This window comes from Streptomyces bugieae (genome assembly GCF_036352915.1).
Classification (GTDB): domain Bacteria; phylum Actinomycetota; class Actinomycetes; order Streptomycetales; family Streptomycetaceae; genus Streptomyces; species Streptomyces endophytica.
Genome location: NZ_JAZBJP010000001.1, coordinates 960,185 through 982,482, shown reverse-complemented (window position 1 = coordinate 982,482; position 22,298 = coordinate 960,185). Strand labels below are relative to the sequence as shown.

Genomic DNA, 22,298 nt, shown 5'->3' with positions numbered 1-22,298 from the left:
CCCGGGCGAGGAGACGCCGGGTCGTTCTCGGACGCTGGAAGCGTCGACCACCACGACTGGCAAATGTGCTGTCCGTTGGGGCTGTGGGGCGGTGCCCGCACTACCTACGGGGTGCCAGGGCCCCATCATGAACAGGTTCTCGGTACCGAGTCAAGGGGAAATGTCCAAAATGTCGGAGAAATTATCTTCCGGGGGTTGAGGGCCGTTCAGCCCTCCCCGTCGGCGCGGGTGCCGCCCGCGGCCTCGACGATCCGCCGGGTGATCTCCCCGGGCCGCACCGGACGGCCGTAGTACCAGCCCTGCGCGCAGTCACAGCCGATCGCCCGCAACCGCTGTGCGTCCGCGGCGGTCTCCACCCCCTCCGCCGTCACCGACAGACCCAGCGAATGCGCCAGCGACACCATGCCGCCGATGATCCGCCAGCCCACCGGATCCTCCCCGGACGCATGCAGTTCGGACACGAACGATCCGTCGATCTTCAGTCCGGAGACCGGCAGGTCCCGCAGGTACGCCAGGTTCGACCAGCCGGTGCCGAAGTCGTCCACCGTCAGCGACACCCCCATGCCGACCAGCTCGTGCAGCGCCTGCAGCGCCGGGTCCCGCGGGCCGAGCATCGCGCTCTCGGTGATCTCCAGCTGGAGCCGGCCCGGATCGAGATCGCTCGACCGCAGGATCCGGTCGATGTCCGCGATCAGCCCGGCGTTACGGGCCTGCCGCACCGCCAGATTGACGTTCATCCGCGGCGCCGCGTCACCGAACCGGTCCGCCCAGCGCGCCGCCTGCTCACAGGCGTGCAGCAGCACCCAGCGGCCCAGCGGGATGATCAGCCCGCTGTCCTCGGCCGTCATGATGAACTCGTCCGGTCCCAGCACCCCCAGCTCCGGATGGCGCCAGCGCACCAGCGCCTCCACCGCCACCATCGCCCCGTCGTCCAGCGCGCACAGCGGCTGGTAGTCGAGGAAGAACTCCCCGCGGTCCAGCGCCATCGGTATCCGCACCGACATCGCGTACTGACTCACCGCCACCGCGTTGCGCTGCGGATCGAACAGCGTCCAGCGGCCGCGGCCCTCCTTCTTCGCCCGGTACAGCGTCAGGTCCACACTGCGCATCGCGGCGCTCGCCGTCGTCGCGGAGACCGGCTGCTCCACCACCCCCATGCTGGCCCTGACCACCAGCTGCTGATCGCCGATCAGGAAGGGCGGCGCCAGCGTCCCCAGCACCCGCTGGGCCACCGCGATGCCCTCCTGCGGCCCCCTGCTCCGCTCCATCAGCACGGCGAACTCGTCCCCGCCCAGCCGTGCCACCAGGTGGCCCAGCGGCGCCACCCCGGAGTGCAGCCGGTCCGCGACCGCCCCCAGTAGCTGGTCACCCGCCTCGTGGCCCAGGCTGTCGTTGATGTTCTTGAAGCCGTCCAGGTCCAGCGAGCACAGCCCGAACCGCGCCCCCGGCCCCGGATCGTCGAACAGCGCTTCCAGCCGCTCGAAGAACGCCGTCCGGTTCGGCAGCCCGGTCAGCGGATCGTGCGTGGCCTGATGGCGCAGCCGTTCCTGCAGCCGGTGCTGGTCGGTGATGTCCTCCAGCATCGCCACCTGGTAACGGGGCGTGTCCTGTTCGTCGCGGATCAGCGAGACCGTCAGGTGCGTCCAGATCACCTCGCCGTCCCGCCGGTAGTACGGCTTGTCGCACTGGAAGTTCTCCCGCTCGCCCTGGACCAGCTCGTGGTACGTCTCCCAGACACCGGACGAGTCCTCGGGGTGGACCAGCGACTCGACGTTGAGCCCGCGCATGTCCTCGGCGGTGGCCGCGAACATGTCCTGCAGCGTGCTGTTCACCACCAGGAGGTTGCCCTCCAGGTCCGCGAAGCCGATGCCGATCGCGGCGCGCTCGAACATCGCCCGGAACCGGGCCTCCGACGCGTACAGCGCCCGCTCCGCCTCCCGCCGCGCCAGGTCCACCGCGCGCCGGATCGCCTCCTGCTCACGCAGCGTCCGGTCGCGCAGCGCGGCCGACCAGCCCGCGGCGAACGCCCCGGTCAGCGCGGGCCCCCGGTCGTCCGGCGCCGGCCACTGCTGGAGCAGCTCGACGGCGTGGGCGAGCACCACGGGGTCGGTGAACTGGGCGTCGACCAGCAGCGCCCCGGCCCGCTCGGCAGGTCCCGGATCGAACGGATCCTCCCCGTGGGCCCGGCTGAGCAGCTCGGCCGTGCGGTACACCAGCGGGCCCAGGACACCCGGGCTCACCGCGGCCCCGTGGCCCTGCCGCAACAGCCGGGACCAGGAGTCACGGAAACGGACCGCGGCGGCGTCCACGCGCCCCCCGGCCGGGACGCTCACGGCTTCAGCCCCACTCCCGCCAGGCCGCTGAACAGCTCCGGATGCGGTCCCACCGCCGCGGGATCCTGCGGACGCCACTCGGGGAGGTAGACCACCCCCGGCTCCAGCAGCCGGAACCCCTCGAACAGCGCCACGATCTCCTCCCGGGTACGCATGGTCAACGGCGCCGACGCCCGTGCGTACAGGTCCTCGTGCTTCTCCACCACATCGGGCCGGCCCTCCCGCGACCCGTGCGACAGCGCCAGCGCACTGCCCGCCGGCAGCGCGGCGGACAGCTCCCGGACGATCCGCGCCGGGTCCTCCTCGTCCGTCACGAAGTGGAGTACGGCCAGCAGCAGCGCCGCCACCGGCTCGCGCGGACGCAGCAGTTCCGCCACCGCGGGCCGCGCCAGCAGCCCCGCCGGATCCCGCATGTCGGCCTCGACCACCGCACACAGCGGGTCATCGGCCACCAGCAGTCTGCTGTGCTGCACGGCCACCGGGTCGATGTCCACGTACACCACCCGCGCCTCGGGCTGCACCACCCGCGCCACCTCGTGGACCGGGCCGAACGTGGGGAGACCGGAGCCGATGTCCAGGAAGCGGGTGATCCCCTCCCCGGCGAGGAACTGCACGGCCCGCCGCAGGAAGGCCCGGTTCGCGCGCATGATCAGCGGCAGGTCCGGCCACATCTCGACGGCCTCCCGGGCCAGCTCCCGGTCCGCCGCGAAGTTGTGCGAACCGCCCAGGTAGCAGTCGTAGACCCGGGCGACGTTCGGAACGTCCTGGTCGGTGCCCTCGGGCACCCACCGCCGCCGCGTCATCGAGCGTCCCTCCTCCCCAGACGAGGGATCCCACGCTGCAAAAAAAGCCTCCTACGATCCCATATCCGCCGCAAGCGGGCCAGTCGGGCGCCGTGCGCCGTGCGCCGAACGGGCGGCCCGCGCGCCCCGCCGCCGTCGCGCGCAGAATGGACATCACGAAGGGACGCCATGCCCGGACGCATCGAGGACTACGCCCTGCTGGGCGACCTGCAGACCGCCGCCCTGGTCGGGCGGGACGGCTCGATCGACTGGCTGTGCCTGCCCCGCTTCGACTCGCCCAGCTGTTTCGCGGCCCTCCTCGGTGACGAACGGCAGGGCCACTGGCGGCTCGCCCCGGTCTCCGGCGGGCCGTGCGACCGCCGGGCCTACCGCGGCGACACCCTGATCCTGGAGAGCACCTGGGAGACCCCCGACGGCGCGGTCCGGGTCGTCGACTTCATGCCGCAGCGCGACCAGTCACCGCGCCTGGTCCGCCTCGTCGAGGGCCTGCGCGGCAGTGTCGAGATGCGCGGCGACCTGCGGCTCCGCTTCAACTACGGCCGGATCGCGCCCTGGGTGCGGCGCACCGAGCACCACCGCATCGCGGTCGCCGGACCGGACTCCGCCTGGCTGCGGCTCGCCCCCGGTGTGCACACCTACGGCCACGACACCAGCACCCGCTCGGAGTTCACCGTACGGGCCGGCGAGACGGTGCCGTTCGTCCTGACCTGGCAGCCCTCCCACCTGCCCAACGCCCACCGGATCGATCCGGACCGCGCCCTGCGGGAGACCACCGACGCCTGGCGGCGCTGGACGGCCGGCTGCCGCTACGACGGCGAATGGCGCGAGGCCGTCCGGCGCTCCCTGATCACCCTCAAGGCGCTCGCCTACCGGCCGACCGGCGGGATCGTCGCCGCCCCCACCGCCTCGCTGCCCGAACACCTCGGCGGCGTACGCAACTGGGACTACCGCTTCTGCTGGCTGCGCGACTCCAGCATGACGCTGTCCGCCCTGCTGCGCGGCGGCTTCCGCGAGGAGGCGGCCGCCTGGCGGCAGTGGCTGGTACGGGCCATCGCCGGCGACCCGCGGGACCTGCAGAGCGTCTACGGCGTCGCCGGTGAACGGCGGCTGCCCGAGACCGCCGCCGACTGGCTGCCCGGCTACGAGCACTCCGCCCCGGTCCGCTTCGGCAACGCCGCAGTCGACCAGCTCCAGCTCGACATCTACGGCGAGGTCGTCGACACCCTCTACCTCGCGCTGCGGGCCGGCATCCCGATGGAACGCCATGTCTGGGGCCTGCTGCGGACCTTGATGTCCTTCATCGAGGCGCACTGGCGGGACCCGGACGAGGGCCTGTGGGAGGGCCGCGGCGGCCGCCGGCACTGGGTGCACTCCAAGGTCATGTCCTGGGTCGCCGCGGACCGGGCGGTCCGGATGGCGCACCTGACCGGCCTCGCGGCCCCGGTCGACCGCTGGCGGGCGATGCGCGACGCGGTGCACGCCGACGTCTGCGCGCACGGTTACGACCGGGAACGCGGGGTGTTCGTCCAGCACTACGGCAGCCGGGAACTGGACGCGGCCACCCTGTTCATCGTCAAGACCGGCTTCCTGCCGCCCGAGGACCCCCGGGTCGTGCGCACCGTCGACGCGGTGCGCGACGGACTCGACCACGCCGGCTTCCACCGCCGCTACGCCGGACGGGCCGCGGTCGACGGACTGCCCGGCACCGAAGGCGCCTTCCTCGCCTGCTCGTTGTGGCTCGCCGACGCGCTGGCCGCGACCGGCCGGCACGACGCCGCCCGGGAACTCTTCGCCCGGGTGCTGTCGGCGGCCAACGACGTCGGGCTGCTCTCCGAGGAATGGGACCCCGAGACACGCCGCCAACTGGGCAACACGCCGCAGGCGTTCACCCATGTCGCGCTGGTGAACACGGCGTTCCTGCTGTCCGAGGACGCCGCCGTCGCCGCATGACGCGGCCCGCACCCGGCCAACTCCCTTCACCCGCCTGCCCGTTCAGCCGCGCAGCGCTCCGTAGCGCCGCAGCGCGCCCCGCACCCGGGACCGCAGCCACGGCCGGGCGGTGATGAAGTCCCGCGCCGTGCGCTCGGCCGCGTCGTGCAGCAGGGCACCGCCCGCCACCAGCGTCGGCCGCCACAACAGGCCCTGCGGCAGGGTGCGTTGCTCGGTGGTGAACGCCTGCTTGTACTCCGAGTCGCCGGTGCCCAGGTCGACGGTGGTCACCCCCAGCTCCGCCGCGGTCTCGATCACCCGGCCGAGCAGCACCGTACCGGGCGAATGCGCCGCGTACCGGTGGTCGAAGGCGGTGACGCAACAGGTCAGCACGGTCGCCGAACGCAGCGTGAGCTGCATCGCCGCCGGCTCGTCACCGAGGTACAGCACGGACAGCGCGCCGGTGCACGTCGGCGTGCGCAGCCCCGCCAAGGCGTGCGCCAGCTCCGTACCGCGCTCCGCGGCCAGCGGATCGGACCAGCCGCTCGCCCGGTACTGCGCCGACTTCCAGCGCAGCATCGTCCCCAGCAGCTGCGGATCGCGCGCGTCGAAGACGTACCGCACCGGCACCGCGCCGCGGGCCAGCCGGTTCTCGTGCTTGCGCAGGGTCTTCGCCGAGGCGGGCGAGCGCCGCCGGACGGCCGTGCGATGGGCCTCGTAGCCCTCGCTCAGATCCGCCAGCGGACTCGGCACCCGGCCCAGCAGCCGGACCCCGGGCGGCACCGCGGTACCCGCCCCGCCGAGCGGCGGACCGGCCGGCTCGGCCTGCACGAAGCGCCACACCGCCAGCCCGCAGGCGGCCAGCACGGCACGGTAGTCGGGCCGCGGCAGCCCCGGCTCGCAGAGCAGCCCGCCCACGTCCGTGAAGCCCTTGCCGATGACCTCGCCGACGCCGTGCCCGCGCTCCTCGAACCCCAGCCAGCCGCACCGCCCGTCGCTCTCCAGCACCGCGACCCGGGCGGCCGGACGGACCCCGCCGACCGCCCGCGCGAAATCCGGGGACAGCACCGGATGGGCCGCACCGCCGGGCGCGGACAGCGCCCGCGCCCAGCGCTCGGCCCGGACACCGCCGAGCGCACCGGCCGCCAGGACCTCGATGTCCATCCCTAGCGCCTCCGCATCCCGCGCCGCGGCCGCCGGCGCGGGGTCGTCGGGGAGATCCGGAAGCAGGCCCTCAGGAGCGTCCCCCGGAGCGTGCGGCCGTCACGGCAGATACCGCTCGATGGCGCCCGGCCCCTCCTCCTCGATGAGCCGCCTGGCCCATGCCAGGCTCGACGGGGTGGGCTCACGCCCGGACGCCCGCACCAGATCCTCCGGGTCGTAGGGCCGCTCGCTGCCGGTGTACAGCTCGGCCGGCCGGTGCTCGGCCGGCTGCTCCTTGCCGTTGGTCGTCACAGGTCCTCCTTCGTCCGCGCCCGCCGGGTCGCCGGGACCTCGCTTGGTTCCATGATGGGGCGGTCACCGAACACCCGCACGACGTACGCCGGGCCGCGGCCCCCGCACCCGGTCAGTCCATCGGCCGCGGCGCCCCCGGATACCGCGGCGGGAAGGCCTGCTCGGTCCAGATGGTCTTGCCGTACGGCGTGTACCGGGTGCCCCAGCGCTGCACCAGCTGCGCGACGATGAACAGCCCCCGCCCGCCCTCGTCCTCATTGGCCGCGTGGCGCAGGTGCGGCGAGGTGTGCCCGGTGTCGGACACCTCGGTCAGCAGCGTCAGATCGCGCAGCAGCCGCAGGTGCAGCGGCCCCGAGGCGTGCCGCACCGCGTTGGTGACCAGCTCGCTGACCGCCAGCTCGGTCGCGTACGACAGCTCCTCCAGGCCCCACTCCCGCAGCTGCGCGGTCGCCAGCTCCCGGGCCGCGCCCACCGCGGCCGGATCCGCCGGCAGCTCCCAGGCCGCCACCTGCCTCGCGTCCAGCTCCCGGGTGCGCACCAGCAGCAGCGCCGAGTCGTCGGCGGCCGGTCCGTCCGGCAGCAGTTCGGCCATCGCCCGGTCGCACAGCTCCTCCAGCGGCCGGTGGTGCTCGCCCAGCACCCGGGCCAGGACCGCGAGCCCCTCGTCGACGTCCCGGTGCGGCGACTCCACCAGCCCGTCCGTGAACAGCGCGACCAGACTGCCCGGCGGCAGTTCGAGATCCAGCGACTCGAACGGCAGCCCGCCCAGGCCCAGCGGCGGACCGGCCGGCAGATCGGGGAAGAACATCGTGCCCGACGGGTCGACCACGGCCGGCGGCAGATGCCCGGCCCGGGCCATGGTGCAGCGCCGCGACACCGGGTCGTAGACCGCGTAGAGGCAGGTCACGCCGGTGGCCACGTCGTCCGGGCCGGTGTGCGTGCCGACCTGGCCGGCCCCCTCCTCCGCGGGCTGCCCCACCAGGTCGTCCAGCCGGCTCAGCAGCTCGTCGGGCGACAGGTCCAGCTGGGCCAGCGCACGCACCGTCGTCCGCAGCCGCCCCATCGTCGCCGCCGCCTCCAGGCCGTGCCCCACCACGTCCCCCACCACCAGCCCGACCCGGGTCCCGGACAGCCCGATCACATCGAACCAGTCGCCGCCCACCCCGGCCCGGTCGTCGCTGGGCAGATAGCGGTACGCCACGTCGACCGCGGACTGCTCCGGCACGTGCTGCGGCAGCAGGTTGCGCTGCAGGGCCAGCGCGGCGGTGTGCTCCCGGGTGAAGCGGCGGGCGTTGTCCAGGCACACCGCCGTCCGGGTGACCAGCTCGTCGGCGAGCTCGACCTCGCCCTTGTCGAACACCGACGGGTGGGTGCCCCGTGTGAAGGTGACCAGCCCCATCGGGGCGCCGCCCGCCCGCAGCGGCACGACCATCGAGTTCTCCGCGCGCACCATCCCCCCGGAGGACAGACTGCGGTACGGCAGCGACCCCGGCGGATACTCGATGCGGTACGGGCCGTGCGGCACGGCGTCCGGCGGGTCGTCGACGCTGCGGGTGGCGACCCGGACCAGCGGCGGCACCGTCCCGTCCCCCGGCGCCGGCTCCTCGCCCTCCAGCACCGGGTGCACCAGGTCCACGGTGACCGTCCGCGCGAAGTCCGGCACCGCGACCTCGGTGATCTCCCGGGCGGTGGCCGTCATGTCGAGCGTCGTCCCGATCCGGGTGCCGGCCGCCACCAGCAGGTTGAGCCGGCGCTGCGCCTGGTAGCGGTCGGTGATGTCGAAGGCGTCCTCGCACACCCCGAGGACCTGCCCCTGGGCGTCGTGCAGCCGGTAGTAGGAGCACGACCAGACGTGGTCCGGGCCCGGCTCGGACGGCTGCTGGCCGAGGAAGTGCAGGTCGAGGACCGGCTCACCGGTCTCCAGGACCTGCTCCATCACCGCGTCGAGCGTGCGCGGGTACCCCTCCGTCACGAACTCCCCGTCCGGGTACAGCGCCTCGGCCCGGGTGCCGAGGAACTCCCGCAGCGGCAGCCCGATCTCCTTCACGAACGCGGCGTTTCCCCAGGTCACCCGCAGATCGGTGTCATAGATGCCCAGCCCCACCGGGGACTGGGTGGCCAGTCCGTGCAGCATCGCCTGCCGGGACTCCCACTCCTGCTGCGCGGCCAGCCCGGCCACCACCAGGATGCGGGCCGGCGCGTCCGGCGCGGAACCGCCGGGCGCGGGCTCCAGCGGGCAGGTGGTGACCGCCACCGGCAGCAGCCGGCCGTCCCGGTGCCGTGCCGTCCCCAGCCGGCCGCTGCTCAGCGGGGCCTTCGCCGACTGCCCGGACCACGCGTCACCGGCCGCCTCGGCGGCCGGGAAGAACGCCTCGCAGGGGCGCCCGATGACCTCCTCGGGCCGGTAGCCGAGCAGCCGCTGGGCCGCCGGACTCCACCCGATGACCAGGTCCCGGGCGTCGAGCACCGCTGTGGCCGCCCTGGTGACGTCGAGGGGACCACGGAAGTCGGCGCTCTCCGCCGCGTTCCATGCGTTCATGGCATCAACCCAGCCCGGTTCAGTACCTACAGCATCGAGCCTGATCAAGACCGGCACAACTGCGCTGCCCCGCGCCCGGCGCCCCGGTGCGGGCCCGCTGCGTCGCTGGCACAGTGGGAGGGGGTGCGGCGGGGGTGCGAAGCGACAGGAGGCAGATGTCATGTCGGCCCATGGCCCCACGACCCCCGTGCGCGGGGCTCCGTGCTGGGTGAGCCTGATGGCCCGCGATCTCGAATCGGCGCAGGAGTTCTACGCCGCCGTGCTGGGCTGGCGGTTCCGCCCGGCCAGCCTCGGCCAGGAGTTCTCGGTCGCGATGGCCGACGGGCAGCCGGTCGCCGGCCTGGGCGCACTCGCCCAGAGCTTCCAGGTCGCGGTGGCCTGGACGTCGTACTTCGCGGTGGAGGACGCCGACGTGACCGCCGACCGGATCCGCGAGCGCGGCGGGACCGTCGCGGTCGGCCCGCTCAAGCTCGGCCCCGGACGCGCCGCGCTGGCCGCCGACCGCGACGGCGCCACCTTCGGCTTCTGGGAGGGCCAGACGCTCGCCTGGTCGGTCGGGCACGGCCGCGCCCCCGCCTGCCTGGAACTGCGCACCCGCGACGCCTTCGAGGCCGCCATCTTCTACGCCGAGGTCTTCGAATGGGCCTCCGGCCGGCCCGGCGGCTGCGAGGTCACCTACGAACACGACCAGGTCATCGTGCACGACGGCACCCACATCGTCGCCACCCTGCGCGGCGGCGGGGTGGAGGCCGCCCCGGACCCGCGGGTGCGGCCGCGCTGGCACGTGCACTTCCCGGTCGACGACATCGAGAAGGTGACCGCCGCCGCGGTCGCCGCCGGCGGGACCGTCACCCCGGTGACCGCGACCGCCGACGGCAACGGCAGCCAGGCCGTCGTCCGCGACCCCGACGGCGGCCTGTTCACCGTCACCTCGCCCGAACCCCCCTGACCCCCGCCGGACCGCGCCCCCCGGCCGGCCGGTGCGTCAGCCCTCCTCCGGTTCCAGCGCGGGACACCACGCCGCCTGCTTCCGCCCGCCGACCCGCCCGCAGAACCCGGCCTGGGCCGGCCGCCCCGTCCTGTCGATGCGCTGCACCGACAGCAGCTTGTCCAGCGGGACCTGGCGGTCCACCTCACCGCCGAAGCTGATGATCCCGCTCGCCCCGTCGAGCGCCCCGTCCCCGTGCACCCCGCTGATCGCGTGCCACACCGCGGGCGGCGTCAGCGGCATCTGCGCGGCCTCCTCCCGCAGCTGCTTGACCGCGTTGACGTACAGCTTCACGGCGTCGAACCCGAGCGCCGCATGCCCGTCGAGCGAGGAGTTGGGAACCTTCGCGCACTCCTCGGGGAACAGCCGGCTCAGCTCCGCGTACAGCTCGCTGGTGCCGTCGCAGTGCGCCGAACCGAGCGTGAAGTCCAGGAAGTCGTACGGGATCCCCGGATAGTGCCCCCGGCGGTCCGCGTCCGCCGCCAGCCGGGCCACGTCGTCACCGCCGATCAGCACCGGCGGCGCGGAGTTGCAGGACTCGTTGATCCCGCCGAGCAGCGACTCGAAGTCCTCCGAGCGCCCCGCGAAGAACACCACCCCCGGGTACGAACAGCTCCGCTGCCCCACCGTGCCGGGGCCCGGGGCATCCGAGGCGGGCTCCTGGCCCGGCGGCGGGGGCGGCGTGAACGACGTCCGCTCCACCGCGAACTCCCGCGCCCGGAAGCGCCGTTCGACGTCGTCGCTGAGCGTGCGGCTGTAGGTGTCGCTGGGATCGGCGGATGCGATGATCCGCACCCGCCGGGCCGGCTTGCCCGCACCGGTCCGTACGACGTGGTCGGCGTAGGCCGCGGCGACCTCCGCCTCCCGGCTGTTCTGCGGTGACACCTGGAAGTACATCGGCGACTGGCGCACCAGCGAGTCCGCGGACAGCGTCGTCGCCACCATCGGCAGCCCCACCGCGGTCAGCTGCCGTATCGTCCGGTTGGTCGCCTCCCGGCTCTGGTCCAGCCCGGTCACCCCCACCAGGGACGGGTCCTGCTCCTTGAGCCGGTCCAGGATCTCCACCACCCCGCGGGCCGAACCGCATCCCCGACCCGGCGTTCGCGGGGAAGATCCGCAGGATCGGCTCGGTGGCCCCGCTGCTGCGCAGCTGCCGGGACTGCGCGCTCGCCGCCCCCTGCAACGCCTCGCGCCCGTAAGCGAGTTGACCGGAGAGCTTGCCCGAGACGCTGAGCAGCGCGGACAGGTGCACCAGCGTGACGAACGGCCGCTCCGGCGCCGCCCGGTGCTCCTGCTCGGCGACCGCGTTCTGGGCGTAGATCTTCTGCAGGGTCCGGTCCAGCGACGGATCGGGGGAGTGGAAGGTGAAACCATGGCGGGCCACCCCGATGCACTCACCGGTCTCCGCGGTGCGCAGGGTGTCCGCGTCGGCGTTGAACCGGCTGAGCCCGCAGTGCGCCTGCCGGTACCGGCTCTCCGCGCCCAGCACCAGGCCGCCCGCGCCCAGCAGGCCGACGACGACCGCGCAGACCGCCACGACGGACACCACCCGGCGCGCCCACAGGGGCGGTTCGGGGATCCGCAGCCGGGCGTCCTGCGCCACCTCCAGCCGCCGGGTCAGCTCGTAGCTCTCCTCGGACGGCGGCATCAGCCGCGGCACGCTGACCGGCAGGTACCAGGGGGCGCGGTTGCGGGCCCGGCCCTGGTGCAGAAAGGTGTCCCGCCAGCCGCCGTAGAGCCGGTCGGTCAGTTCCCACAGCTCGCTGCGGCCCCAGTCCGCCCGGGCCCGGCTGCCCTCGGCCGGCGGCTGGGCACCGCAGGCGATGATCAGCAGCGGGTCGAAGGCGCCGGTCTCGTTGCGGACGTCGATGACGGCCTGGAGCAGCGGATGACCGCAGTTGTCCGGGCCGACCCCGTCGAGCAGCGCCACGCAGTACGCGGTGCGCCGGGCCGTGCGGGGCCGCCACGGACGGCGGCGGAAGGCGACCCGCAGATCCTCCAGGAACGCGTTGACCATCAGCTTCCGCAACTGCTCCGGGTCCTCGACCTGGTTGTGCGGTGCGGTCAGCCGCTCGGCGAAGCCGATGAAGGTGCCCGGGTCGCGCGGGGCGAGGTAGGGCTGGTTGAGCAGCCAGCGGTACTCCCGGCCCAGGCCGCGGCGGACCCGGAACCAGGCGAGCGGGAAGACGTGGACCGCGAACAGCCACACCCACCACGGCACTTTGCCGTCCACCGCCAGCTCGGTCTCCGGGGAGCGCAGCAGCCCGAACATCCGCCGCCGCCGGAACTCCCGCTCCCGCAGCCCCTGTAACAGGGTGTGGTCGGTGCCTTCCATGTCACCCAGGTCGTCCGGGCGGTTGCCGGTGCCCACCTGGGTCAGCCAGTTGACCAGACCGAACCGGCGGAAACGGACCCTGCCGTCACTGCCGTTGACGCTCCGCGCGAAGCCCTGGGCGAGGCGTTCCAGGGTCCGCCGCACCGCCTCGACGGACTCCGGCTCGGACCGCGGCGCGTCGGCCGCGAGGTCGTACAGCACGTGCGGCACCCGGCGCGGATCGGCGTGGCTGAGGAAGTAGCCGATGCCCTTGGCGAGCGGGGTGTGGTCCGGGCCGGCCACCAGACAGAGCACCGGCAGGCCCTCCCGGCCCTGCGCCACGCCGCGGTGCCGCACCGGTTCCGGACACTCCCGCCGGCGTGGCCGGCGGGTCAGGTCGGCGATCAGACGGAGCAGATGGCCTGCTCCGCGGAAGACGGGGATCTGGGAATCGAGTTCGTTCGACGCCATGGTGCCCCTGAGGACGGGTCGGAGTAGGGCCGGTATTCTGACACCGCGTCCCAGGCGGTCGCTATGGTTCCGCCGGTACTCCAGGACCCCGTGGCCACCAACGTCCCCGCCCGCCCAGGGGATTGGGGGGCGGGCGGGGCGTCATCTGCGCCGTCGTTATCAGATGTCCTGGTCAGACGTCGTCGTCGGACGTCGTGATCGTCATCAGTTCAGCGAATCACCTCCGGCACTCGGGTCACTGCCGGCACCCTGGTCGGCACCCGCGCTCTGGTCACCACTGGCGCTCTGGTCGCCCCCGGCACCCTGATCGCCGCCGGCGCTCTGGTCACCACCGGCGCCCTGGTCGCTCCCGCCGCTTTGGTCGCTCCCGCCGCTTTGGTCGCCGCCGGCGCTCTGGTCGCCGCCCGCGGCGGCGCCACCGCTGCCGGCGCCCCCGCCGGCGCCGATCTCCGCGCCGGTGGCCTTGAGCGCGTCGGTGACCGGCTGGAAGAACGTCTCGCCGCCCTGGGTGCAGTCGCCGCTGCCGCCCGAGGTCAGTCCGACGGCGGAGTCACCGGCGAACATCGAGCCGCCGCTGTCGCCCGGCTCGGCGCAGACGTCCGTCTGTATGAGGCCGTTGACGATGTCGCCGTTGCCGTAGTTGACCGTGGCGTCCAGCCCGGTGACGGTGCCGTCGTGCACCCCGGTGGTGGATCCCGAGCGCTGCACCTTCATGCCGACGGCGGCCTCCGCGGCCTTGGTGATCTGCTGGGTGGAGCCGTTGCCCAGGTCCACCGCGCTCTGCGGCTGCGCGCTCTTGTCGTCGTAGGTGACGATCGCGAAGTCGGTCTTGGGGAACTGCGAGTCCTGCACGCTGCCGAGCGGCTGGCTGCCGCCCTGGTCGGCGGACCAGGTGGGGGAGTCGTTGCCGCAGTGGCCCGCCGTCAGGAACGCGGGGGCGCCCTTCACCGTGACGTTGAACCCCAGGGAACAGCGGGCGTTGCCGCCGAAGATGGCACTGCCCCCGATCGGCCCCGCGGCCGAACCGCCGCCGCCCTGCCCGCCGTTGGCCTGACCGCCGCCCTGCCCGCCGTTGGCCCCCTGCCCGCCGTTGGCTCCCTGGCCCCCGTTGGCCCCTTGGCCCCCGTTGGCTCCCTGGCCCCCGTTCTGGCCGTCGCCGCCGGCCGGCGGGGTCCCCGGGTCCTCGCTCATCCCTCCGCCGTCGAACCGCCGGAACTCGCCCTGCGACCGCTTGACGGTGACCATGCCCGCGCCCATGCCGCGGGTGGCCTTGGTGAGCGTGGCCATCTTCGCGCCGGTGACCGTCTTGTCGGCGACCACCACGATCTTGTTGGTCCGCGGGTCGATCGACCACGCGGTGCCCGGGACCGCGGCGGTCTCGCGCAGCGTCTTCGTCCCCGCCTTCAGCGCGGTCATGCTGTTGTGCACGACCCTGGCGACCGCGCCCTTGGACTGCACCCGCTCGGCGGCGTCCTTCGACAGCACGTTCATCACCAGGTGGCCGTTGGCGCCGTCCAGGTACCAGCCGGCGTTGTCGCCGCCGAGGTCCGACTTCAGGGCCGTCGCCAGCTGTGTCGCCGCGGAGGCGCTGAAGGTGCGCGGGGCCGGCGGGCGGTCCGTGCTCGCGTTGGCGTTGGGGAGCAGGATCGCCGCGCCCATGACGGCGGCCGCGGCGGCGCCGATGACGACGCCGGTCCGCTTGTTCACATGTCGGTGGCTCACTTCACTGACCTCCAGGGCCGCACAGGAACGGAGCACACGGAGCGCCGTGGTGCGGCGCGGCGCGCCCCGTGTGTGGTTGCATCCAGTCCTACGGAGTCCGCCGCGCCCCGGGCTCAGGCCCGCTCAACCTGTGATGAATTCCGCCGGCCGCCGCCCCGACGCCCTACACTCCCGCGCCCGGCTCGCGCGCGGTCGGCCCGGCGTGACCGAATCCGTGCCCTGGCCGCCCCGGCTCTGCTTGGCTGGTCCCCTCGGCGATCACCACGACCGGGTGACCGCCACGACCACGGGAGGTCCACGGCATGGCACTCACCCACTGGGGGTTCATCTACACGGCGGCCGGCAGCGCCGCCGGCGGCGAGGTCAACGTCGTGGACACCGGCGCGTGCCGCAGCGTGTTCATCGGGGTGACCAAGCCCGAGGAGGGCATCGAGGCGGCCCGCAAACTGGTGGCCGACGGGGTCCAACTGATCGAGCTGTGCGGCGGTTTCGGGCCGGTCTGGGGCGGCCGGATCATCGACGCGATCGACGGCGCGGTCCCGGTCGGCACGGTCGGGTACGGGCCCGAGGCGGTCGACCAGGTGCACGCGATCTTCTCCTGACCCGGGCCGCGGCCCGCCCGCCCCGCCGCGGCCGCCGCGGCGGGGCGTGAAGATCAGCTGTCACCGCGCTTAAGAAAACCTCGATGGACCGGGCGCCCGTCGTACGGAAGATTTTCCGGCGGAGATCGGGTGGCCGGAACATGACTGCCCCCGACACGTCATGCACTCTTACGTACGGGAGCCGTCGCGGTGAAGGCACTGGTCAAGCAGAAGGCGGAGCCGGGGCTCTGGCTCACGGAGGTGCCGGAACCGGCCATCGGCCCGGGCGACGTACTGATCAAGGTGCTCCGCACCGGCATCTGCGGCACCGACCTGCACATCCGTGCCTGGGACGGCTGGGCGCAGCAGGCGCTCGCCACCCCGCTGACGATCGGCCACGAATTCGTCGGCGAGGTGGTCGCCACCGGCCGCGACGTGGCCGATGTCGCGACCGGTGACCTGGTCAGCGGCGAGGGCCACCTGGTCTGCGGCAAGTGCCGCAACTGCCTCGCCGGGCGCCGCCACCTGTGCCGCGCCACGGTCGGGCTCGGCGTCGGCCGGGACGGCGCCTTCGCCGAGTACGTGGCACTGCCCGCGACGAACGTGTGGGTGCACCGCGTCCCCGTGGACCTCGACATCGCCGCGGTCTTCGACCCGTTCGGCAACGCCGTGCACACCGCGCTGTCGTTCCCGCTGGTCGGCGAGGACGTCCTGATCACCGGCGCCGGGCCGATCGGCCTGATGGCGGCGGCGGTGGCCCGGCACGCGGGCGCCCGCAACGTCATGATCACCGACGTCAGCGAGGAACGCCTGGCCCTCGCCCGCAAGATCGGCGTCAGCCTGGCGCTCAACGTCGCCGAGGCGGACATCGCCGACGGGCAGCGCGCGCTCGGGCTGCGCGAGGGCTTCGACATCGGGCTGGAGATGTCCGGGCGGCCCGAGGCGGTGCGCGACATGATCGCCAACATGACGCACGGCGGCCGGATCGCCATGCTCGGCCTGCCCGCCCAGGACTTCCCCGTCGACTGGTCCCGGATCGTCACCTCCATGATCACGATCAAGGGCATCTACGGCCGGGAGATGTTCGAGACCTGGTACGCGATGTCGGTCCTGCTCGAAGGCGGACTGGACCTCGCTCCCGTGATCACCGGCCGGTACGCGTACACCGACTTCGAGGCCGCCTTCGACGACGCCGCGAGCGGCCGCAGCGGCAAGATCATCCTGGACTGGAGTGCCTGATCACGGCCTGACCGCGTCCGTCCCGCCCGTCACCACCCCCACTCTCCTGGAGAACCCCTGATGTTCCACTCCGTACGCGACGAACTGCGCGGCACCCTCGACGAGATCGTCGCCGCCGGCCTGCACAAGCCCGAGCGGGTCATCGGCACGCCCCAGTCGGCGACCGTCGACGTCACCGCCGGGGGCAACCCCGGTGAGGTGCTCAACTTCTGCGCCAACAACTACCTCGGTCTCGCCGACCACCCCGAGGTCGTCGCGGCCGCCCACCAGGCGCTGGACCGCTGGGGCTACGGCATGGCGTCCGTGCGCTTCATCTGCGGCACGCAGGAGGTGCACAAGGAGCTGGAGGCGCGGCTGTCGGCCTTCCTCGGCCAGGAGGACACCATCCTGTACTCCTCCTGCTTCGACGCCAACGGCGGCGTCTTCGAGACCCTGCTCGGCCCGGAGGACGCGGTCATCTCCGACGCCCTCAACCACGCCTCCATCATCGACGGCATCCGGCTGTGCAAGGCCCGCCGCTTCCGCTACGCCAACCGCGATCTGGCCGATCTGGAACGGCAGTTGAAGGAGGCCACCGAGGGCGGCGCGGGCCGCAAGCTGATCGTCACCGACGGCGTCTTCTCCATGGACGGCTACGTGGCGCCGCTGCGCGAGATCTGCGACCTGGCCGACGCCTACGACGCGATGGTGATGGTCGACGACTCGCACGCGGTCGGCTTCGTCGGCGCCGGCGGCCGCGGCACCCCCGAGCTCCACGGGGTCATGGACCGCGTCGATATCATCACCGGCACCCTCGGCAAGGCGCTCGGCGGCGCCTCCGGCGGCTACGTCGCGGCCCGCGCCGAGATCGTCGCCCTGCTGCGCCAGCGCTCGCGGCCGTACCTCTTCTCCAACTCGCTCGCCCCGGTGATCGCCGCGGCCTCGCTCAAGGTCCTCGACCTGCTGGAGTCCGCCGGTGACCTGCGCGAGCGGCTGCACGCCAACACCGCGCTGTTCCGCTCCCGGATGACCGAGGAGGGCTTCGACGTCCTCCCCGGCGACCACGCCATCGCCCCCGTCATGATCGGCGACGCGTCCCGGGCGGCCCGGCTGGCGGAGCTGCTGCTGGAGCGCGGGGTGTACGTGATCGGCTTCTCGTACCCGGTCGTGCCGCAGGGCCAGGCCCGCATCCGCGTCCAGCTGTCCGCCGCGCACTCCACCGAGGACGTGCACCGTGCGGTGGACGCATTCGTAGCGGCGCGAGCCGCGATGAACGCCTAGGCGCGAGCCGCGATGAACGCCGAGGCGGGGGCCGCCACGGGGGAGTGACCCGCCCGGTCCGTCCGCGTCCTGGGACACTGGGGACATGATCGAAGCACGCCGGCTGCACATCCTCCGTGCGGTGGCCGACCACCGCACGGTCACCGCCGCGGCCGCCGCGCTCTACCTCACGCCCTCGGCGGTGTCCCAGCAACTGGCCGCCCTGGAACAGGAGACCGGCCACCGCCTGGTGGAGCGCAGCGCCCGCGGTGTCCGGCTGACGCCCGCGGGCGACATCCTGCTCGGCCACGCCAACGCCGTCCTCGCCCAGCTGGAACGCGCCGAGTCCGAGCTCGCCGCGTACGGCTCGGGCGAGGCCGGCACGGTCACCGTCGCGTCCTTCGCCACCGGCATCGGCCTGGTCGTCGCGCCCGCGCTGACCGCGCTGGCCGGCTGCGCGCCCGGCATACGGGTCCGCGTCCAGGACGCCGAGGGCGACGCCAGCCTGCGGATGGTCCTCGACCGGCAGGTCGACGTCGCGGTGGCCGTCGAATACCGGGGCGCGCCCCGCGCGGACGATCCCCGGCTGACCCGGGTCCCGCTCTACGCCGAACCCTTCGACGCGGTCCTCCCGCCCGGCCACCGCCTCGCCGAGGCCGACCGGGTCGCCGTCGCCGACCTCGCCGGCGACCCCTGGATCGGCCCCTACCCCGGCAACCCCTGCCACGACGTGGTGGTCCTGGCCTGCGAGTACGCCGGCTTCGAGCCCCGGCTGGAACACTCCTCCGACGACTTCCGGGCGGTGGTCGCGCTCGCCTCGGCCGCGGCCGGGGTGGCGCTGGTGCCCCGCTCGGCGCTGCGCGACATGGACCTGACCGGAGTCGTCGTCCGCCCCCTCGACGACGTCGCGCCCACCCGCCGGGTCTTCGCCGCGGTACGCCGCGGGGCCGAGGACCACCCGCTGTTCCGCCCGGTCCTGACCGCGCTCCGGGAGGCGGCGGCCGCGCAGGGCTGACCGGCGTTCGGGTGCTTCGGGCTGATACGGACGGCGTCCTTCCGGGCCGCCCGCCCCGCCCGTGGCAGGCTCGTCCCGGTTGCGGCGAGGAGGCGAGGCGATGTCGGTCGGCCCCACCGGCCAGAGCGGTCCCACCGGCCCTGGCGGCCCCACCGGCCCTGGCGGCACACCGCCCGCCGCCGCGTCCCCCGACCCCTACGCGCCGGTGCGCACCCGCGACTACCCGAAGCTGCTGCTCACCGCGGCGGTGATCGGGTTCCCGGTCTGTGCGATCGCGTTCGGCTTCCTCACCGTCGTGCACGCCCTGGAACCGCTGCTCTACGACGACCTGCCGCGGGCGCTGGGCTTCGCCGGCACGCCGCTGTGGTGGCCGCTGCCGGTGCTCGCCCTCGGCGGGCTGCTGACCGGGCTCGCCATCCGCCACCTGCCCGGGAACGGCGGCCACGAACCGGCCGACGGGCTGGCGCTCGGCGGCCCGCCCGGGCTGTCCGCACTGCCCGGCGTCGCGCTCGCGTCCCTGGCCTCGCTCGCCTTCGGCGCGGTGCTCGGTCCGGAGGCGCCGCTGATCGCCCTGGGCGGCGGGCTGGCCGCGGGCGCGGCCCGGCTGACCGGGTGGGGCAAGGACGCCCGGGCGGTCGCCATGGTGGGATCGGCCGGCAGCTTCGCCGCGATCAGCGCACTGCTCGGGTCCCCGCTGCTGGGCGCGTTCCTGCTGATGGAGGTCTCCGGCCTGGCCGGCCCGATGCTCGGAGTGGTGCTGGTGCCGGGCCTGCTCGCGTCGGGCATCGGGGCGCTGGTCTTCACCGGGCTGGGCGACTGGACCGGGCTCGGCACGTACTCCCTCGCGCTGCACGACGTCCCCCGGGCCGCCGGGCCCACCGTCCCGGAGTTCGGCTGGGCCCTGGTCATCGGGGTGGCCGCCGCGTGCGCCGGCACCGGGGTCCGGCGGCTGGCGCGGTGGCTCAAGGCGCGGGTGATCCGCCACCGGGTGCCGGCCACGGTGCTGATGGGTCTGGTGGTGGGCGCGCTGGCGGTGGGCTTCTCCGCGGCCACCGGCAAGCCCGCCCAAGAGCTGCTCTTCTCGGGGCAGTCGGCGCTGGGGACGCTGTTCCACGACAGCGCCGGATATTCCATGGCGGCGCTGCTGCTGCTCCTCCTGGGCAAGGGCCTGGCGTACTGCGTGTCGCTGAGCGCCTTCCGGGGCGGGCCGATCTTCCCGGCGCTGTTCCTCGGCGCGGCCGGCGGGGTGGTGCTGTCACATCTGCCCGGGCTGTCGCTCACCCCGGCGTTCGCGATGGGCGTCGGAGCGCTGGCGGTGGCCATGCTCCGGCTCCCGATGACGTCGGTGCTGATGGCGACGCTGCTGATGGGCCGCAGCGGACTCACGGTGATGCCGCTGGTGATCGTCGCCGTCGTGGTCGGCTACGTGGTGACGCTGCGGCTCACCCCGGCACCCGCCGCGCCCGGCCGCACCGCCCCGGCGCCGTCGGCGGCCTGACCGGGCGTCCGTTCAGCGCGGGGTGCGGCCGGTGGCCGTCCAGGTGGCCAACTGGCGCTCCGTCCAGGTGTTGATGACCCGCTCCGCAGGTACGCCGCACTCCTCGGCGCGGGCGCAGCCGTAGATCTGCCAGTCCAGCTGGCCCGGGGCGTGCGCGTCGGTGTCGATGGAGAACAGCGTCCCGGACGCCAGCGCCCGGCGCAGCAGCCGGCGCGGGGGATCGAGGCGCTCGGGGCGGCAGTTGATCTCCACCGCGGTGCGGTGCTCCGCGCAGGCCGCGAACACCTCGTCGGCGTCGAACTCCGACTCCGGGCGGCCCCGGCCGGTCACCAGCCGCCCGGTGCAGTGCCCGAGGACGTCCACCAGGGGATTGCGCACCGCGGCCACCATCCGCCGGGTCATCGGCGCCCTGTCCATCCGGAGCTTGGAGTGCACCGAGGCCACCACCACGTCGAGCCGCTCCAGCAGCTCCGGTTCCTGGTCGAGGGAGCCGTCGTCGAGGATGTCGCACTCGATCCCGGTCAGCAGGCGGAACGGCGCCAGCCGCTCGTTCACCTCCGCCACCAGCTCCAGCTGTTCCCGCAGCCGTTCCGCGGACAGCCCGCGGGCGACGGTGAGACGGGGGGAGTGGTCGGTCAGCACGCACCACTCGTGCCCCAGGTCGCGGGCGGCCCGGGCCATCACGTCGACCGGGCTGCCGCCGTCCGACCAGTCGGAGTGCAGATGGCAGTCGCCGCGCAGGGCCCGCCGCAGCCGCTGCCCCTGCTCCCCCTCGACCAGTGGGGCGCCGGCCTCGTCCTCCAGCCGCGCCAGATAGGTGGGCCGCACGCCCGCCAGCGCCTCTTCGACCACCCGGGTGGTCTTGGGACCCAGCCCCTTGAGGCGGACCAGCGTGCCCTGCCGCGCCCGCTCGCGCAGCGCGTCGTCCGACAGCGCGCCGAGCGCGGCCGCGGCCCCGCGGAACGCCTGTACGCGGTAGGTCGCCGCGCCCTGCCGCTCCAGCAGGAACGCGATCCGCTCCAGCGCGTCGACGGGCTCCACGTACGGCTCCTTCCGGGTGCGCCGGTCCCCGCGGGTCCCTCTCACCGTGCCGCAACCGGACACCGGCTGCCACCGGGCCCGTCGGCCGGGCCGACGCCCGCGGGCGGTACCGGCGGGAAATCGCCCATTCCCGCCGAGTCGGACGGTGTGCCGTTATGGGGTTATGTCCGTTCTCGGGGCGGTCGATCCGATTCCATGGGAATGCCGTACGGATAGTGCCGAAGAATCCGTGCAAGGCGTTCCATGGGCTCGATACCACCCCCCGTAACTCCGGGTAAATCGGGCGCCGTTAAAGCTTGCGCAACATTCGGCGGAGGGTTCCCCGGGGGCTCGGCGGAGTTCTGCGGGCGCCCGTCGATCGGTGCTGTAAAAACCGCGTGTCTTCAAGGAATCTGCACACCGATTGCGCAGCCGGCACACCCCCTCCCGCTGTCCGTCACGGCGCTGACCTGCACGTAAGCGGTTTGATGCGGGAATGTCCCGTTCGCCTGACGGGTCTTCGACAACACGAGCGAACGCAAACCGCAGAGGTTGTGAAGAAGCTGCCACCAATTCATGGACGTGCGTCCACGTCAGGTAATTGAGAGGTTCGAAGCGGTCCGGATGGGCCGTAGTCCGATTAGCAGCACAACCCACCTGCATGCTTTGATCCTTCGCACTGCGGAAGTCGTGCAGAGGTTCTCGATTTCGAGGGCCCGGGCGACCGCTGCCGCGGCCGGACCGCCCTGCGGACGGCTCGGTCGCAGCTATTTGAGATATGCATCCGAAAGGAATCATCATGCGCGAGATTCAGACCCAGGAAATCGCCGACAGCGAGCTGGACAACGTGGCCGGTGGCCTCGTCGGCAACCTGGCCGGCACCGCCACCTCCACCCTCGACGGCGCCACGGGTCTCAACGTCGGCGGCACCCTCGGCACCGTCACCGGCACCGTCGAGGGCCTGACCGGCGTCAACACCGGCCAGGTCACGGGCCTCGTCGCCGGTCTCTAAAGACCAACGGCAGGTCGGCGTCCCCTCCTTGCCGACATGCCGGCCGGATGCCCCGGAACCGCCAGGCCTTCGCCGGGTTCCGGGGCACCCGGCTGCCGAGCCCCGGACCCGACACCGTACGCTCGGCCCCACCGCGGCGG

General features: G+C 73.5%; 17 protein-coding genes. 8 read left to right on the top strand and 9 right to left on the bottom strand.

Annotated features, from left to right (window positions below; translation table 11 throughout):
* Positions 1-206: 206 nt before the first annotated feature.
* The gene (locus tag V2J85_RS04560; protein ID WP_330820687.1) at positions 207-2,333 is read right to left on the bottom strand and encodes a putative bifunctional diguanylate cyclase/phosphodiesterase; all 2,127 of its coding nucleotides are present in this window, start codon (positions 2,331-2,333) and stop codon (positions 207-209) included.
* Positions 2,330-3,136 (bottom strand): SAM-dependent methyltransferase, encoded by an 807-nt coding sequence (locus V2J85_RS04555; RefSeq protein ID WP_261952954.1) that lies wholly within the window; start codon positions 3,134-3,136, stop codon positions 2,330-2,332. Before V2J85_RS04555 ends, V2J85_RS04560 begins: the two co-directional genes overlap by 4 nt.
* Positions 3,137-3,235: 99 nt before the next feature.
* On the opposite strand from V2J85_RS04555, the gene V2J85_RS04550 reads away from it, so the two are divergent.
* A complete protein-coding gene (locus tag V2J85_RS04550; RefSeq protein ID WP_261952955.1) occupies positions 3,236-5,086 on the top strand; it encodes a glycoside hydrolase family 15 protein in 1,851 nt (616 codons plus the stop codon).
* Positions 5,087-5,128: 42 nt separating this feature from the next.
* Here V2J85_RS04550 and V2J85_RS04545 read toward each other — a convergent pair whose 3' ends face one another.
* The 3 genes from V2J85_RS04545 to V2J85_RS04535 all read right to left on the bottom strand — a co-directional run bounded on the left by V2J85_RS04545 (position 5,129) and on the right by V2J85_RS04535 (position 9,059).
* Positions 5,129-6,229 carry a GNAT family N-acetyltransferase gene (locus V2J85_RS04545; protein ID WP_330820685.1) on the bottom strand — a complete coding sequence of 367 codons (1,101 nt, stop codon included), beginning with the start codon at positions 6,227-6,229 and terminating at the stop codon, positions 5,129-5,131.
* A gap of 99 nt (positions 6,230-6,328) precedes the next feature.
* Complete coding sequence (locus tag V2J85_RS04540) at positions 6,329-6,520, bottom strand: hypothetical protein (protein ID WP_261952957.1); 192 nt, start codon at positions 6,518-6,520, stop codon at positions 6,329-6,331.
* Between the two features lie 112 nt (positions 6,521-6,632).
* The gene (locus V2J85_RS04535) at positions 6,633-9,059 is read right to left on the bottom strand and encodes a SpoIIE family protein phosphatase (RefSeq protein ID WP_330820684.1); all 2,427 of its coding nucleotides are present in this window, start codon (positions 9,057-9,059) and stop codon (positions 6,633-6,635) included.
* Between the two features lie 160 nt (positions 9,060-9,219).
* Here V2J85_RS04535 and V2J85_RS04530 point away from each other — a divergent pair, with 160 nt between their 5' ends.
* Entirely contained in the window at positions 9,220-10,008 is a 789-nt protein-coding gene (locus V2J85_RS04530) for a VOC family protein (RefSeq protein ID WP_330820683.1), read from the top strand.
* 36 nt (positions 10,009-10,044) lie between these two features.
* Here the strand turns inward: V2J85_RS04530 and V2J85_RS04525 are convergent, their stop codons facing one another.
* The 3 genes from V2J85_RS04525 to V2J85_RS04515 all read right to left on the bottom strand — a co-directional run bounded on the left by V2J85_RS04525 (position 10,045) and on the right by V2J85_RS04515 (position 14,554).
* Entirely contained in the window at positions 10,045-10,641 is a 597-nt protein-coding gene (locus tag V2J85_RS04525; protein WP_330820682.1) for a hypothetical protein, read from the bottom strand.
* Complete coding sequence (locus V2J85_RS04520; RefSeq protein ID WP_330820681.1) at positions 10,547-12,832, bottom strand: hypothetical protein; 2,286 nt, start codon at positions 12,830-12,832, stop codon at positions 10,547-10,549. Before V2J85_RS04520 ends, V2J85_RS04525 begins: the two co-directional genes overlap by 95 nt.
* 204 nt (positions 12,833-13,036) lie before the next feature.
* Complete coding sequence (locus V2J85_RS04515; protein WP_330820680.1) at positions 13,037-14,554, bottom strand: S1 family peptidase; 1,518 nt, start codon at positions 14,552-14,554, stop codon at positions 13,037-13,039.
* Positions 14,555-14,856: 302 nt separating this feature from the next.
* Between V2J85_RS04515 and V2J85_RS04510 the strand changes: the two genes are divergently transcribed.
* From V2J85_RS04510 to V2J85_RS04490, 5 genes are all read left to right on the top strand, one after another.
* The gene (locus V2J85_RS04510; protein WP_261952961.1) at positions 14,857-15,156 is read left to right on the top strand and encodes a DUF6506 family protein; all 300 of its coding nucleotides are present in this window, start codon (positions 14,857-14,859) and stop codon (positions 15,154-15,156) included.
* Between the two features lie 189 nt (positions 15,157-15,345).
* Positions 15,346-16,374: an L-threonine 3-dehydrogenase gene (tdh, locus tag V2J85_RS04505; protein ID WP_261952962.1), complete on the top strand. Its 1,029-nt coding sequence runs from the start codon at positions 15,346-15,348 to the stop codon at positions 16,372-16,374.
* 60 nt (positions 16,375-16,434) lie between these two features.
* Positions 16,435-17,634 carry a glycine C-acetyltransferase gene (locus V2J85_RS04500; protein ID WP_261952963.1) on the top strand — a complete coding sequence of 400 codons (1,200 nt, stop codon included), beginning with the start codon at positions 16,435-16,437 and terminating at the stop codon, positions 17,632-17,634.
* Between the two features lie 85 nt (positions 17,635-17,719).
* A complete protein-coding gene (locus V2J85_RS04495) occupies positions 17,720-18,628 on the top strand; it encodes a LysR family transcriptional regulator (RefSeq protein ID WP_261952964.1) in 909 nt (302 codons plus the stop codon).
* Positions 18,629-18,728: 100 nt separating this feature from the next.
* The gene (locus V2J85_RS04490) at positions 18,729-20,126 is read left to right on the top strand and encodes a chloride channel protein (protein ID WP_330820679.1); all 1,398 of its coding nucleotides are present in this window, start codon (positions 18,729-18,731) and stop codon (positions 20,124-20,126) included.
* Positions 20,127-20,138: 12 nt separating this feature from the next.
* On the opposite strand, the gene V2J85_RS04485 is transcribed toward V2J85_RS04490, so the two are convergent.
* Entirely contained in the window at positions 20,139-21,167 is a 1,029-nt protein-coding gene (locus V2J85_RS04485; RefSeq protein ID WP_330820678.1) for a PHP domain-containing protein, read from the bottom strand.
* A gap of 778 nt (positions 21,168-21,945) precedes the next feature.
* Between V2J85_RS04485 and V2J85_RS04480 the strand changes: the two genes are divergently transcribed.
* Complete coding sequence (locus tag V2J85_RS04480; protein ID WP_261952967.1) at positions 21,946-22,158, top strand: type A2 lantipeptide; 213 nt, start codon at positions 21,946-21,948, stop codon at positions 22,156-22,158.
* Positions 22,159-22,298: the final 140 nt, after the last annotated feature.

What these genes read in the sequence shown, in the direction of transcription:
- V2J85_RS04555 (WP_261952954.1), bottom strand. Translation starts at nt 3,136, where the DNA reads ATGACGCGGCGGCGGTGGGTGCCCGAGGGCACCGACCAGGACGTTCCG.
- V2J85_RS04545 (WP_330820685.1), bottom strand. Translation starts at nt 6,229, where the DNA reads ATGGACATCGAGGTCCTGGCGGCCGGTGCGCTCGGCGGTGTCCGGGCC.
- V2J85_RS04535 (WP_330820684.1), bottom strand. Translation starts at nt 9,059, where the DNA reads ATGAACGCATGGAACGCGGCGGAGAGCGCCGACTTCCGTGGTCCCCTC.
- V2J85_RS04530 (WP_330820683.1), top strand. Translation starts at nt 9,220, where the DNA reads ATGTCGGCCCATGGCCCCACGACCCCCGTGCGCGGGGCTCCGTGCTGG.
- V2J85_RS04520 (WP_330820681.1), bottom strand. Translation starts at nt 12,832, where the DNA reads ATGGCGTCGAACGAACTCGATTCCCAGATCCCCGTCTTCCGCGGAGCA.
- V2J85_RS04510 (WP_261952961.1), top strand. Translation starts at nt 14,857, where the DNA reads ATGGCACTCACCCACTGGGGGTTCATCTACACGGCGGCCGGCAGCGCC.
- V2J85_RS04500 (WP_261952963.1), top strand. Translation starts at nt 16,435, where the DNA reads ATGTTCCACTCCGTACGCGACGAACTGCGCGGCACCCTCGACGAGATC.
- V2J85_RS04495 (WP_261952964.1), top strand. Translation starts at nt 17,720, where the DNA reads ATGATCGAAGCACGCCGGCTGCACATCCTCCGTGCGGTGGCCGACCAC.
- V2J85_RS04490 (WP_330820679.1), top strand. Translation starts at nt 18,729, where the DNA reads ATGTCGGTCGGCCCCACCGGCCAGAGCGGTCCCACCGGCCCTGGCGGC.
- V2J85_RS04480 (WP_261952967.1), top strand. Translation starts at nt 21,946, where the DNA reads ATGCGCGAGATTCAGACCCAGGAAATCGCCGACAGCGAGCTGGACAAC.